The sequence below is a fragment of the Burkholderia sp. YHN3-13 genome (assembly GCF_055810675.1).
On record NZ_JBVVNQ010000002.1, the window covers coordinates 169731 to 183360 of the forward strand.

14 protein-coding genes are annotated in these 13630 nt (G+C 69.5%); 6 read left to right on the top strand and 8 right to left on the bottom strand.

Annotated elements, in window-relative coordinates; translation table 11 throughout:
• Positions 1-24 precede the first annotated feature (24 nt).
• Together AC0KUR_RS05685 and AC0KUR_RS05690 are read right to left on the bottom strand one after the other, a co-directional pair.
• Positions 25-345 carry a DUF7660 family protein gene (locus tag AC0KUR_RS05685; RefSeq protein WP_034189454.1) on the bottom strand — a complete coding sequence of 107 codons (321 nt, stop codon included), beginning with the start codon at positions 343-345 and terminating at the stop codon, positions 25-27.
• Between the two features lie 60 nt (positions 346-405).
• Positions 406-1278: a LysR family transcriptional regulator gene (locus AC0KUR_RS05690; protein WP_034189453.1), complete on the bottom strand. Its 873-nt coding sequence runs from the start codon at positions 1276-1278 to the stop codon at positions 406-408.
• A 144-nt stretch (positions 1279-1422) separates the two neighbouring features.
• On the opposite strand from AC0KUR_RS05690, the gene AC0KUR_RS05695 reads away from it, so the two are divergent.
• The gene (locus AC0KUR_RS05695; protein ID WP_473375516.1) at positions 1423-2883 is read left to right on the top strand and encodes an MFS transporter; all 1461 of its coding nucleotides are present in this window, start codon (positions 1423-1425) and stop codon (positions 2881-2883) included.
• A 67-nt stretch (positions 2884-2950) separates the two neighbouring features.
• On the opposite strand, the gene AC0KUR_RS05700 is transcribed toward AC0KUR_RS05695, so the two are convergent.
• Complete coding sequence (locus AC0KUR_RS05700; RefSeq protein ID WP_473375517.1) at positions 2951-3148, bottom strand: oxidoreductase-like domain-containing protein; 198 nt, start codon at positions 3146-3148, stop codon at positions 2951-2953.
• 161 nt (positions 3149-3309) lie between these two features.
• Between AC0KUR_RS05700 and AC0KUR_RS05705 the strand changes: the two genes are divergently transcribed.
• Entirely contained in the window at positions 3310-3732 is a 423-nt protein-coding gene (locus tag AC0KUR_RS05705; RefSeq protein WP_034189450.1) for a RidA family protein, read from the top strand.
• Positions 3733-3808: 76 nt separating this feature from the next.
• Here AC0KUR_RS05705 and creD read toward each other — a convergent pair whose 3' ends face one another.
• The 5 genes from creD to AC0KUR_RS05730 form a co-directional block, all read right to left on the bottom strand.
• Positions 3809-5194, bottom strand: a complete 1386-nt coding sequence (creD, locus tag AC0KUR_RS05710; protein WP_473375518.1) for a cell envelope integrity protein CreD — start codon at positions 5192-5194, stop codon at positions 3809-3811.
• Between the two features lie 103 nt (positions 5195-5297).
• Positions 5298-6749, bottom strand: a complete 1452-nt coding sequence (creC, locus tag AC0KUR_RS05715; RefSeq protein ID WP_473375519.1) for a two-component system sensor histidine kinase CreC — start codon at positions 6747-6749, stop codon at positions 5298-5300.
• A 15-nt stretch (positions 6750-6764) separates the two neighbouring features.
• Entirely contained in the window at positions 6765-7475 is a 711-nt protein-coding gene (gene creB / locus AC0KUR_RS05720) for a two-component system response regulator CreB (protein WP_034189447.1), read from the bottom strand.
• Between the two features lie 79 nt (positions 7476-7554).
• A complete protein-coding gene (locus AC0KUR_RS05725; RefSeq protein WP_069245965.1) occupies positions 7555-8268 on the bottom strand; it encodes an SDR family NAD(P)-dependent oxidoreductase in 714 nt (237 codons plus the stop codon).
• A 56-nt stretch (positions 8269-8324) separates the two neighbouring features.
• Positions 8325-9233 (bottom strand): sterol desaturase family protein, encoded by a 909-nt coding sequence (locus AC0KUR_RS05730; protein WP_473375520.1) that lies wholly within the window; start codon positions 9231-9233, stop codon positions 8325-8327.
• A 640-nt stretch (positions 9234-9873) separates the two neighbouring features.
• Between AC0KUR_RS05730 and AC0KUR_RS05735 the strand changes: the two genes are divergently transcribed.
• The 4 genes from AC0KUR_RS05735 (at position 9874) to AC0KUR_RS05750 (ending at position 13452) form a co-directional block, all read left to right on the top strand.
• Positions 9874-10950 carry a hypothetical protein gene (locus tag AC0KUR_RS05735; protein WP_473375521.1) on the top strand — a complete coding sequence of 359 codons (1077 nt, stop codon included), beginning with the start codon at positions 9874-9876 and terminating at the stop codon, positions 10948-10950.
• A 91-nt stretch (positions 10951-11041) separates the two neighbouring features.
• Complete coding sequence (locus tag AC0KUR_RS05740) at positions 11042-11347, top strand: EF-hand domain-containing protein (protein WP_226104060.1); 306 nt, start codon at positions 11042-11044, stop codon at positions 11345-11347.
• 45 nt (positions 11348-11392) lie between these two features.
• Complete coding sequence (locus AC0KUR_RS05745; protein ID WP_034189445.1) at positions 11393-12106, top strand: response regulator; 714 nt, start codon at positions 11393-11395, stop codon at positions 12104-12106.
• The gene (locus tag AC0KUR_RS05750; protein ID WP_473375522.1) at positions 12106-13452 is read left to right on the top strand and encodes an ATP-binding protein; all 1347 of its coding nucleotides are present in this window, start codon (positions 12106-12108) and stop codon (positions 13450-13452) included. The genes AC0KUR_RS05745 and AC0KUR_RS05750 overlap by 1 nt, the downstream gene beginning before the upstream one ends.
• Positions 13453-13630 lie beyond the last annotated feature (178 nt).

Genomic DNA, 13630 nt, shown 5'->3' on the forward strand with positions numbered 1-13630 from the left:
CTGGCGTGAATCGCGCGGGCCGCGCTATTCGTAGCTTTTTCCGGCGAACAGGATGTCCGCGAGACGGCGCCACGGGTTCTCGGGCACGTCGTAGAACCGCAGCCCTTCCTCCGACGCCTCGGCCCAGTCGACCATCGCCTCCAGGTACTCGCCGATCGAGCGGTTTTCCCAGCCGAGCGCGGCATGCGCGTACGGTGACGGCGGCATGTCGGCCTCGAGCTGCCGCTCCTTGTGCCAGTCATGGCCGAGCACGCGCAGGAAGTGGATCAGCGAGCGCTCGTCGACCACGCGCTCCAGCGCGTCCTGCAGCCTTTCGGCCATCTGGTTCTTCAGATCGTCGTTCATGCCTGTCGTCCCCTGGCGCGCCTCTCGGATACGCGCCGCCGCGTGTCGCGCGGCAAGGTTTTACATCAGCAGCTGGCGCGACAGCACTTCGCGCGCCTGGGTGACGGTCTCGCGTTCGCCCGGCATCGGCGGCGTCAGCGAAAACACCGCGTCGGGCAGCGGCGGCAAGCGGAATTTCGTGCCGAGCCGCATCAGGCCGTCGCCGATCGCCGACGCGCACAGGCAGCCGACCCCGAGCCCGGCCGCGAGCATCGACTGCAGCCCCGCGACCCCCGATGCGCTGTGCACCAGCACGTACGGCGTGTGCTGCTCGTCGAGCGAGCGCACGGCGACCTGATGCATCATGCAGTCGTCCGGCAGCAGCACGAGCGGCAGGGGCTCGGGCAACTGCTCGGCGAGCGCGGGCGACGCGACCCACGACAGCGGCTCGCGCCGCAACACCCAGCGCGCATCGGCCGACGCCGGCCGGAACGGCCCGCTCGACAGGTTCATCACGACGCCGAGATCGATCTGCCCGCGCGCGTGCGCGGCCTCGATGTCCACGCTCTTCATCGCGCTCACGTGCAGGCTCAACTGCGGATAGCACTCGCGCAGCCGTGCCAGCATCCCCGCCACTTCATTCGTACGGTAGTAGTCGGTGATCGCGACGCGCAGCTCGCCCTTGATCGCCTGCCCGCGCAGCTCGTCGAACGCGGCCTCGTTCAACGCGACGATGCGCCGGGCGTGCTGCAGCAGCCGCGTGCCGGCCGGCGTCGGCTCGACGCCGCGCTTGCTGCGCACGAACAACGGCACGCCGGCGCGCGATTCGAGCTTGCGCACCTGCTCGCTGACCGTCGACTGCGACAGGTGCAGCAGCGGCGCGGCGGCCGACAGGCTGCCGGCGTCCGCGACCGCCGCGAAAGTGCGCAACTGATCCAGGTCGAAACCGCGCATCGCCCTCTCCATCCATCGAATAACCCGATGGATGCTACCACTCTTTCCCGCTTTTCCGAACCATAGGCGATCGCCAGAATACGGGGTCAACGGCCTGCGTGCGTCGCCTGCACATACGGCCCTCATTTTTTAGACCCTGCTGCCATGACGAACCCCACCCTTGCTCCTTGCGCGCCGGCCGGCGCGGCCGCCGCGGCGACGCCGCGCAGCCATCACGGCTGGGCGCTCGTGGTCCTGCTGGTCGGCGCCATTCTGCCGCCGCTTGACTACTTCATCGTGAATCTTGCGTTACCGGCCATCCGCGACGGCATCGGCGCGCGCCCCGCCGAACTGCAGCTCGTCGTGTCCGCGTATGCATGCGCGAGCGCGGTCGTCCAGATCACGGGCGGCCGCCTCGGCGACCTGTACGGCCGCAAGCGCATGTTCATGACCGGCATGGCCGGCTTCGTGCTCGCGTCGACGCTGTGCGGGCTCGCCGGCAACGGCACCGTGCTCGTCGGCGGCCGCGTGCTGCAGGGCCTGTTTGCCGCGATCCTCGCGCCGCAGGTGCTCGCGACGATCCGCAGCGTGTTCAGCCCGCAGGAACAGGTGCGCGTGATGGGCTTCTACGGGTTCGCGTTCGGCCTCGCGGCCGTGATCGGCCAGCTCGGCGGCGGCGCGTTGATCAGCCTGCATCCGTTCGGGCTCGGCTGGCGCGCGATCTTCCTCGTCAATCTGCCGATCGGCATCCTTGCGCTGATCGGCAGCTGGCGCTTCATTCCGGAGAACCGGCCGCCGCGCGGCCAGCGCATCGACGTGCCCGGCACGGTGCTGATGTCGCTGTTCCTGCTGATGCTCGTGTACCCGCTCACGCACGGCCGCGAGGCCGGCTGGCCGCTGTGGATGGTCGCGTGCCTCGTCGGCGCGCTGCCGATGCTCGGCGCGCTGCTGGCCGTCGAATCGCGCCGGCTCGCCAGCGGCCGCGATCCGCTGCTCGACGTGCGCCTGTTCCGCAACCCGGTCGTCGCGCTCGGGCTCCTGCTCGCGTTCCTGTTCTACATGCTGAGCGCGTTTTTCCTGAGTTACGGGATCTATCTGCAGGGCTGCCTGAACTGGTCGCCGCTCGCGTCCGGGTTCGCGATCCTGCCGCTCGGGCTCGGCTTCCTCGCCAGTCCGCTGCTGATGCCGCGCCTCGTCGGCAGGTTCGGCGGCCATCGCGTCCTCACGCTCGGCTTCGTGATGCTCGCGGCCGGCGTCACGACCGCTGCCGCGCTCGCGAGCGAAGGCGCGCCGGGGCCCGGCTTCTATGCCGGCATCGCGGCGATCGGGATCGGACAAGGGCTCGTGTTGCCGTCGGTCGTACGGATCGTGCTCGCGGAAGTCGACGCGGCCCGCGCGGGCGTCGCGTCCGGGATGGTCAGCGCGATGCTGCAGATCGGCGCGGCCGTTGGTGCCGCGACGATCGGCGGCGTGTTCTTCGCCCGGCTCGGCAGCCATCCGGCCGCGGTCGATTACGTGCAGGGATTCAGGACGTCGATGTTCACGCTGACGGTCGTGTTGCTGGCGTGCATCGCCTTGTCGACGGCGCTCGGGCCGCTGCATCGCCGGCTGCACGCCGGCGCGTGAACGGGAGCGAGACGGACTCGCCCGCAGGCCGACCGGGCCGGGAGCAGCCCCCCCCGGCGCCCCCGGTTCAATGCGGTTGCTTGCGCTGCGCTTGCCGCGCCTCCCATTCGGCCAGCTCAATGCGATACTGCGCAAGCGCCTCGTCATACAGGTCGAAGACGCACGGCGAGCAGCCGCTGTTGCAGCAGTCTTCCAGTTCGGGCTGGATGGGCGGGGTCGGACGGGGATCGTCGACGGACGGATCCTCTGAAGCTTGATTCGGCACGGCGTGTTCCGGTGATGTGGAACGGTCAGTATAGGGCGATCCGGGCCGCCGCCGCTTTCGGCAAGCCTGGCGGATCGACGATCAACGCATCCGTCACGGCGCGACTGCCGACCGCGGCACTCCGCTGCGTTCGCCCCATTTCCCCCAACAGGAGCCGCGCGATGGCCGAAGCCGTGAATCCACCGGAAGTCTGGGCGCCGTTCGGCGCGTTCTCGATGGCCGTGATCCAGGGCGACGGCCGGATCGTGCATCTGAAAGGGCAAGTCGCGCTCGACCGCGACGGGCAGGTAGTCGGTGCCGGCGACATGCGCGCCCAGGTTCGCCGGACACTCGACAACGTCCGCGATGTGCTGGCCGCGCTGGGCGGGCAAATGCGCGACGTGATCTCGCTCGTCCATTACGCCACCGACATCGAGGCATTCATGCAGGCCGGCGACATCCGCAACACGTACTTCGCCGCACCTTATCCGGTGACGACGACCGTCCAGGTCGAGCGTCTCTACCATCCCGACCTGCTGATCGAGATCGCGGCCATCGCCGAGATTCCGGCGGCGCGGTTTCGTCGCCCGGAGACGGCCGTGTGACGGGCATCGGCCCGCGTGGGATCGCGCGCCGGCGCGGCATTCCCGCCCGGCGCGCGCCTGCTCGCCACCCGCCCGCTTACTTCGCCGGCCCGCCGGTCTTCGCGGCCCCCGGCTTGTCGGCCAGCGGCTGCCACGCGGCACCGAGCGAATACCAGTCGACGCGGCGCGTGAGCGTCATGATGCCGGCGAGGATCGCGAACAGCAGCAGCGAACCGAGCATCAGCGCATTGTCTTCCGACAACAGCAGCCCGTAGAGCGCCGCGTACAGCATCGCGAGCAGCACCGCGAACAGCGCGCCACGCTTCGCGCTGTGCAGCACGAACGACAGGTAGAAGCCGAGCAGCCCGATGCATGCGCTGCTCGCCGCGAGATACGCATAGCCGAACGCGATGTGCTCGGACAGGCTCAACAGCAGCAGGAAGAACAGCGCGAGCGACAAGCCGACCAGCGTGTACTGGATCGGGTGAATGCGCAACCGCTTCACGAGCTCGTACATGAAGAAGCTCGCGAACGTGAGCAACACGAACAGCGCACCGTACTTCGTCGCGCGTTCGGCCTGCAGATAGACGTTCACGGGCTCGATCACCGACACCGACGCCATCTCGATCGCGCCCTCGCCGTTGCCGTTGCCCGACGCGACCTGCTCGCGCGCCTTCGTGTTGAACGACGTCACGTGCCAGTTGCTGGTGAAGCCGTTTGCATCGATCGTGCGCTCGCCCGGCAGGAACGCGCCGCCGAAGCTCGGATGCGGCCACTTCGACTTCAGCGAGAAATCGTTCTGGTCGGCCACCGGCGCGAACGCGACCGATTCCGCGCCGACCAGCGGCAGGTCGATGCTGAACGGCACGACCGCGCCCGCTTTCGCGAGCGCCGCGAGATCGACGCTCGCATGCACGCCCTGGTGCAGGCTCTCCAGCCGCGTGCCCTGCTCGATCTCGAGCCGCTCGCCGCCGATGCGCAGGTCGGGCTGCGCCTTCAGCCCGCGAATGTCCCCGATGCCGAGCGCGACATACGCGTCGTCGATCGCGAAGCTCACGTGGCCGTCCGCCTGCGGCAGCTTCTTCAGGTCCGGCAGCGCGAGCGTGCCCGTCATCCGGCTCGCCAGGTCGTACACGAGCGCCTTGTGGATGCCGCGATAACGGACCTTGATGTCGAGCGCACCGTCGACGTTCAGCGTCTTCGGAAACACGAGCATGCGTTTCGTCTCGCTTCGGAGGCTCGTCTTCGGCGCGCCGCGGGGCGGCGCGCTGTCGCGCACGCGCGTGACTTCCGTGTAACGCACGACGAGCACCGGCCCCGTCACCGTCTGCGGGCCCGCATAGCTCGCCCAGATGCTCTGCAAGGCGCTCTCGCGATACTCGGCGCGTTCCCGCACGATGCTCTGGACCATCTGCAGCGGGATCAGGATCGCCAGCGCGAGCAACGCGGTGATCATGGATTTGAACAACAGGACTCGATTCATTGCCGACCGACACCGTAGTGGAAGATGCGGTCAGCATGAGCGGCCCCGGTGAAGGGCGATTGAAGCCGGTGTGAAGCGAATGTGTGGCGAACGTGAAGTGCGCTCAGCCGGGCGACGGCAGCGTGAGCGTCGCGCACGCGCCGCCTTCGTCGCGGTTCGCGAGCGCAACCTGGCCGCGGTGCAGCATCGCGACCTCGCGGACGAAACACAGCCCGAGGCCCGTGCTGCGATCCTGCCCGTCGGGGCGCGGCAGCGAATAGAAGCGCTCGAACACGCGCGACAGCGCGTAGTCGGGCACGCCGGGGCCGTCGTCGTCGACGCGCACGACCGCGACGTGCGCCCTGCCCGCCGCCCGCCGTTCGAGCGCGATCCGGATCGTGCTGCCCCGTGGCGCGAAATCCAGTGCATTGTCGAGCAGGTTGCCGAGCGCCTGCCGCAGCAGGAACGGATCGCCTTCGACGACCGCCGGATCGGCCGCCTCGTTCGCGTCGATCCGCAGGCTCACGCCGCGCTGCCGCGCGCGCGGCTCGATATCGTCGACGAGCTGGTCGAGCACCGGCCGCAGCGCAACCGGTTCGCGCACCGACAGGCGCTGCTGCTGCTCGACCTCGGCCAGCGCGAGCAGCTTGCGGATCATCTGTTCGAGGCGACCGGCCTGGCGGCGGATGTTCTCGGTGAAGCGCCGGCGGTTCGCGACCGGCATGTCTTCCTGCAGCAGTTCGGCCGCGCCGCTGATCGCGGCCAGCGGGCTTTTCATCTCGTGCGTGAGTGTGTGGATGTAGGTTTCGACGTACTGCCGGTCCTCCAGCCGCCGATGCATGCTTTCCACCGCGCGCCCCAGCTCGGCCAGCTCGTTCGCGCCCTGCAGCGGCATCGCCGCGCGCTCGCCGGCCGCGATCGCGCGCGCATAGCGCTGCAGGCGCCGCAGCCCGAGCACCAGCCACCACGTGCACGCCACGCCGATCAGGATCGCGCCGCCCATCAGCAACGCGCCGTACAGCATGATCTTGCGCTGGCTGCGCGCGATGAACGGCGCGACCGTCTGGTTCGGCTTCGCGATCGTCAGCACGCCGATGATCTCGTTCCCGCGCCGGATCGGCGCCGCGACGTGCATCACGGTGCTGCCGTCGTCGTTCGGATCGCTGCGCGTGCTGCGCGCGCCGTATTCGCCGCGCAGCGTCCGGTACACGTCGTTCCAGCGCGAATAGTCCTGGCCGACCGCGCTGCCGGACGAGTCGTAGCGCACGATGCCGTGCGCGTCGGTGACGTAGAGGCGGTAGCCGATCGCGTTCTTCTGGATGCCCCACACGTTCGCGCTGACCGGACGCTCGTGCAGCTTGCCGAGCTGACGCGCGAACGCGCCGTCGGCGATGTGCCCGTTCGCCAGGTCGTCGGCGGCCAGCGCCGCGAGTACCTGCGCGGTATCGACGAGCGTGTCCTCCATCGCCTCGCGCACGCCGGGCTTCACCTCCTGCACGAACACGCGCAGCGTGATCAGCGCGGCGAGACCGACGATCAGGAAAAAACCGAAGAAGATGCGCAGGCCGATATGCATGGGCGGTGCCGGTCGTTACGGTTGCAGCGAATAACCCATGCCGCGATGCGTGCGGATCGGGTCGCGCTCGGGATCGATCGCGCGCAGCTTGGCGCGCAGTGTCTTGATGTGCGTGTCGACCGTGCGATCGGCGGAGTCGAATGCCTCGTGCCACACGAGGTCCATCAGCTGTTCCCGCGAGTAGATGCGCCCTGGATGCCGGACCAGCAGCGCCAGCAGGCCGAATTCATAACGCGTGAGGTCCAGCGCGTGGCCGAGCCACGATACGCGCGCGCCGTCGGTGTCGAGCGTGAAACCCGGCGCGGTCGGTTCCGCCGGCGCCGCCGCGGGCCCGGGCGCCGGTTCCGGCGCGGCCGTCCGATGGAAGCGGCGCAGGATCACACGTACCCGCGCCGCCAGCTCGCGCGGCGAGAACGGCTTGATCACGTAATCGTCGGCGCCGATCTCGAGCCCGACGATCCGGTCGATCTCGTCGTGCCGCGCGGTCAGGAAAATCACCGGAATGTCGGTAAACGTGCGCAGCCGCCGGCACACTTCGAAGCCGCTGAGGTCCGGCAGGCCGACATCGAGCACCACGAGATCGAAGCGCGTGTCGCGCAGATGGTCGAGCGCCGCCTGTCCGAGCGTGCAGTGGACGGTCTGCATGCCGTCGGTGCCGAGGGCGTAGACGATCGTGTCCGCGATCGCCGTTTCGTCTTCGACGATCAGGATATTGGGCTGATTCATGGTCTCGGGTCTGGGTCGCGCAATCCGGTGCGACATTGTACGCACGACCGGCCGCGCGAGCCCCTTCCCGGCCGGTGCGCTACGCCACGCGGCCGCTCACCGGAATCGATGCGCCGGTGATCGCCTGCGCGTCGGCCGACAGCAGGAACCCGATCGTCGCCGCGATCTGTTCCGGCCGCACCCAGCGCGTGAAATCCGCGTCGGGCATGTCCGCGCGGTTCGGCGGCGTATCGATGATGCTCGGCAGGAGGGCGTTCACCGTCACGCCGCGGTCGAGCAGCTCGGCCGCCAGCGCCTCGGTGAGGCGCGCGACGCCGGCCTTCGCGGCCGCATACGGACCCATGCCCGCGCCCGCCTTGAAGGCCGCGCCCGCGCCGATGTTGACGACACGGCCGGCCGGACTCGCCAGCAGGTACGGCAGCGCGGCTTTCGATGCGTTCAGCGCCGTCTTCACGTTCAGTTCGTACATGCGGTCCCACGTGGCGGCATCGCCGTCGGCGATCGTCTGCCACACGAATGCGCCCGCGATGTTCAGCAGCGCGTCGACCCGGCCGAATTCGCGGTTGACCGACTCGAGTGCCCGCGCGGCCGCCTGTGGATCGACGAGATCGATGCCGCCGATGCGCAATGCATCGGCCGGCACGCCGGGCAGCGCCGGTGCACCGGGGGCCGCGCCGCGGCCGATCAGCGCGACGCGTGCGCCGCGCGCGCCGAGCCATGCGGCTGTCGCGACGCCCAGATGGCCGAATCCGCCGGTGATCGCGACTGCCTTGCCTTTCAGGTCGTGTTCCATCGATGCGTTCTCCTGGATCGAGGGTGATTGACGAAGATCCGACAGCGTAGCGCCGTTCACGCATCCGTGCGCACGGCGACGAGGCTGCGGCGGCGCAGCTCCTCCGTCGTTTCGCCCTGGTTGCCCGGCCGCCAGCCCGGCGGCAGCACCACGAAACGGAGTGCGGTCCACACGTCGCGGGCCGTCGCGACGTCGCGTGCCAGGCTCGCCCAGTGCTCGAGCTCGACGACGAACGGATTGCGCGAACGCGTCGGCGTGACGAGGCCGTAGCGGCACGGTTCGTCGTCGCGCTCGGCGACATAGGTGCCGAACAGCCGGTCGAACACGATCAGCACGCCGCCGTAGTTCGCATCGAGGTAATCGAGGTTCGACGCATGGTGCACGCGATGCGCGGACGGCGTGTTGAACACGTATTCAAGCCAGCCGAGCTTCGGCATCCACGTGTTGTGCAGCCAGAACTGGTACATCAGGTTGAACGACAGGATCGCGAGCACCGCTTCGGGACGCACGCCGAGCCACACGAGTGGCGTGAAGAACATCGCGGCGCCGGCGATCTTGCCGGTCCAGCCGAGGCGGAACGCGGACGACAGCGTCAACTGGTTCGGCGAATGATGCACCGCATGCGTCGACCAGAAGAAGCGCACGCGGTGCGACGCGCGGTGATACCAGTAGTAGCAGAATTCCTGGCCGACGAACACGAGCAGCGCGAGCGCGACGCTGTGGAGCGGGATCGTGAAGAGCCGGTACGCCCATGCCAGATCGAACACGGGCGTGGCGAGCGACAGCGGCACGAGCGCGAGCAGCTTGCGGCCCGCGAGATCGGCAAGCGACAGCCACACCTCGTTCCAGTCGAACGGTTCGGGCTGGCGGCTGCGGCGCCAGGTGAGCACGGCCGCCTCGACGAGCGAGACGGCAACGATGAAGAGCGTGACGATGTACACGAGCTTTCCGGTGGTGGTGAGCATGATGGGCCTTTCCTTCGGTTGAGTCGGACGCGTCATGGGCAGCACATGCCGCTGTCGCGTCGAATGGAACGCACTGTAGGGGGCAAGGAACGGAAAGGCCACGCAGGAAATATGTCGCCGTATGTCGCGATGAAGTGGGTTCGCGCGGCCGGCGGCGGTCGCGGACGCGTGTGGACTGGAGATCGGGCCGGCGGAAGGCGAACGCGTGCGTGTCCGGCGAAAAATATGTCGCGGTATGTCGTGGTATGTCGCGGTTGAGCCGGCCGGCGGCGTGTGCAACAGGTGTTCGATGGAATCGGCAGCGACTGGACGACATATGTGGATCGGCGCGGTGCATGCATGAACCGGTCGGCAAATATGTCGCCGCATGTCACCGCGACACGTTTGCGCGCCGTGAACTGGATGCGCCGCCCCCTGCCGTCAAACCTCCCCGCTCGTGACTGCATCGCCGTGATCCGTTGCCTGGCGCGGCACGCCCGCGATCGACGCGGCCGGCGCACGCATTCGTCGTACCGAAAAACACCGCGCCGCGTGTAACACCGCGACATCTTTCATGACGCGACGGATGCACGTCGCCGTCCTAAAGTTCGTCCCGTCGCCACGCCACCGCGTGCACCGCAACGAACCGCAAGGACACCCGATGAAAAACCGCTTCCTCGTCACCGCCGCCGCCCTCGTCACACTCGCCAGCGCGCCGGCCTTCGCCGGCTGGTCCGGCCACGGCACCGCCTACACGCCGCGCGGCACCTACAGCGGCGCGCATGCCGGCTCGTGCGGCGGCGGCAGCTGCTCGCATGCCGGCGGCGTGATCGGCCCCGGCGGCGGCCTCGCCACCAATACGGGCACCGTCACGCGCACCGCGCCCGGCCAGTTCTCGAACAGCGGCACGGCCGTCGGCCCGAACGGGCGCTCGGTCGAGCACGGCGGCGACACAAGCTGCGCGGACGGCACCTGCTCGCACACCGGTTCGCTGACGGGTTCGGACGGCCGCAGCGCGTCGACGTCCGGCAGCGTGACGCGCAACGGCCCGGGGCAGTACACGTCGAGCGGCACGATCACGGGTTCGGGCGGCAACACGGCCAGCCACGCCGCATCGACGAACTGCGCGGGTTCGACCTGCTCGCGCTCGGGCACCGTGACCGGCACCGACGGCGGGAGCGTCACCCGTTCCGGCAGCGCGACGCGCGTGGCGCCGGGTGTCGTAACGACGTCGGGCGGCTCGACGATCGTCCACGGCGGCACGGTGTCGACCGGCGGCACGACGGTGATCCACGGCGGCACGGCGGCAGGCGGTACGGTCGTCGTGGCAGGCGGGACGGCGCCGGTACCGGTGCCTGTCGCGCCGCCCCCGCCGGCCGCCGTGATCGTGGCCGCGCCACCGGCAGCCGCCACGGTCGCCGTTGCCGCGCCTGCGCCGGCACCTGCCGCAGCCGTGGCCGCGGCACCGCCGCCCGCACCGGCTGCCGTCATCGTCACGCCGCCGCCCCCACCGAAAGTCGTGCATGTCGCGCCACCGAAGGCCGTCGTGGTCGCCGCCGCGCCACGCGTCGTCTACGTCGCACCGCCGCCGCCGAAGGTCCTGTACCTCGCGCCGCCGCTGCGCCGGGCCGTGTACGCCGCCCCGCGCGCCGTCTATGTCGCTCACCCGCCGCGCGCCGTCATCTGGGTGCCCGCTCACTGGGCCGGCCGCGTCTGGGTCCCCGCGCACTGGGCGTAATTCCGCCGAAGCCCGTTTCGCATTCCACCCGATTCCGTTTCATCAACCACCCGGCCGGCGCAGACCCGTCGGCCACGCAAGGAGAAACCCCATGAAGTCCATCAAGAAGATGATTGCCGCCGTCGTTTTGTGTATCGTTTCTGCAGCAGCGTCGGCCCAGCAGGTGCCGCCGGGTGCGGCGGCTGGCGGCCTGCGCGCCGAACATGCGCTGATGCAGTTGCAGACCCGTTTCGCCAGCGCGAACACGACGCACGACGGCAAGCTCACCCGCGAGCAGGCCGCCGCGGGCATGCCGATGGTCGCGCAGCATTTCGACGAGATCGACGTGCAGCACAACGGCTACGTCACGCTCGCGCAGCTCGCCGGCTTCATGCGCCAGCGCATGGCGGCCCGCTGATCGCGGCGCGCGTCCGGCCCCGCAGTACGCACCGGGAGGCAGCCAATGGAACAGCCTTGCAGGATCGTCGTGCTCGACGACGAAGCCGAGTTGCGCAACATGCTGCAACGCTTCCTGACCGGCCACGGCTTCCAGGTGCGCGCGGTGGCCGACGGCAAGCGGCTCGACCGCCTGCTGCAGCGCGAACCGTACGACCTGCTCGTGCTCGACCTGATGATGGAACCCGAGGACGGCCTGAGCGTGTGCCGGCGCCTGCGCGCCGAAGGCCAGACGCTGCCGATCCTGATGCTCACCGCGAAAGGCGACGCCGCGGACAAGGTCGTCGGCCTGGAGACGGGTGCCGACGATTACCTGGCCAAGCCGTTTCTCCCCGACGAACTCGTGGCCCGCATCCGTGCGCTGTTGCGACGGCAGAGAATGGCGGCCGGCGAACCGACGGTCACGTCGCAGCGCTTGCGTTTCGGCGCGTTCACGTTCGACGTCGGCCAGCAAACCCTGATGCGCGACGGCGTGCCCGTCGAGATCCATTCGGCGCAGATGCTGCTGTTGCATGCGCTCGGTTCGTCGCCGAACCGCGCGGTGAGCCGCGAAAACCTGCTCGCCCGCGCGCGCGGCCGCGACCACGCCGCACTCGACCGCAGCGTCGACGTGCAGATCCTGAGGCTGCGCCAGATCGTCGAGGACGATCCCGGCAAGCCGCGCTTCATCAAGACGGTCTGGGGCATCGGCTACATGCTGGTGGCCGGCGTCGAATCGTGATGCGCATCCCGCTGCCGCGCTCGCTGCTCGCGCGCAACATCGCGCTGCTGGTCGCGCTCGTCGCGCTGTCGCTCGTCTGTTCGCTCGGCGTGCTGCTGCACTACGTGCAGCGTCCGCGTATCGAGCGCGCGTCGATCATCTTTTCCGACTACGTGCAGTTGCTCGACCGGGCACTCGCCGGCATGCCGCCCGATGCGGGCCGCGCGCTCGTCGTGCAGCTCGGCGGGCGGGCCTCGCCGCCGCCTGCGGCACCGCCGCATGCGCCGGACCTCGCGGCCTTCTTCCGCACCTGGCAGCGCGACGTGTTCATGCAGGCGCTCGAACGCCACCTGCCGTCCGACCTGCCGGCGCGCTGGCAGTCGGGCGACGACGAACGCCTGTGGATCCGGCTCCATGCCGCCGGCTCGCCGGTGTGGGTGCCGCTGCCAATGGCCGCCGACGCGCAGGCGAGCGGCATCACGACGGCCCTCGTGCTGTCGGTCGCGCTGGCGCTGCTCGCGGCGCTGACCGGCTACCTGATCCAGCTCCACCTGAACCGGCCGCTCGATGCGCTGGCGCGCGCGGCGCAGCGAGTCAGCGCGGGCGAACGCCCACCGCCGCTGCCCACCGACGGCCCGACCGAAATCGCCGACGTGAGCCGTGCGTTCAACAGGATGGCCGATGCGCTGCAACAGGCGGACGCAACCCGCTCACTGATGCTGGCCGGCGTGTCGCACGACATCCGCACGCCGCTCACGAAATTGCGCCTGGCGATCGCGATGGCGCTGCCGCGCGGCACGCACGACACGCTCACCGCATCGACCGAGCACTACCTCGACCAGATCGATACGATCCTGCAACAATTCATGGATTACGCCGGCAGCGGCGAGCGCGAGACCCCGCAAACCGGCGACCTGAATGCGCTGATCGGCCAGCTCGTCGCGGATTTCGCGGGGCTCGGACACGCATTCGAATTCGACGACGGCGACGTGCCCGCGTTTGCGTTCCGCCCGATCGGCCTGATGCGGCTGCTGATGAACCTGATGCAGAACGCGGTCGTCTACGGTCGCACGGGCCTCGGCGTACGGACCTGGACCGAGCACGGCATCGCGTATGCGGTCGTCAGCGATCGCGGCAACGGCGTCTGCGCCGCCGAACTCGAACGGCTGAAGGCACCGTTCAGCCGCGGCGCGAACGCGCGCGGCCATGCGGGCGGCACGGGGCTCGGCCTTGCGATCGTCGAACGGATCGCCCGCCTGCACGGCGGTTCGCTGACGTTTCGCAACCGCGATGGCGGCGGCCTGGAGGCCGTCGTCGCGCTGCCGCTCGATCCGCCTGCGCCGGCCCGGCCGCCGCTGTCGGCGTGACGGCCTGACAGCCCGACTGCGCGGCGCATGTCGCGCGCCGGCGCGTGACATGCGCCGACATAATTCCTGCGTGGCGCGCGACACCCGACCTGAGCATACTTGCGCCTGCGTGTTGCGCAGCGGCATGAACCCTCTCCCTCGCCAGCGATCACGCCCCGCTTCCGATCGTTCGCGTTCC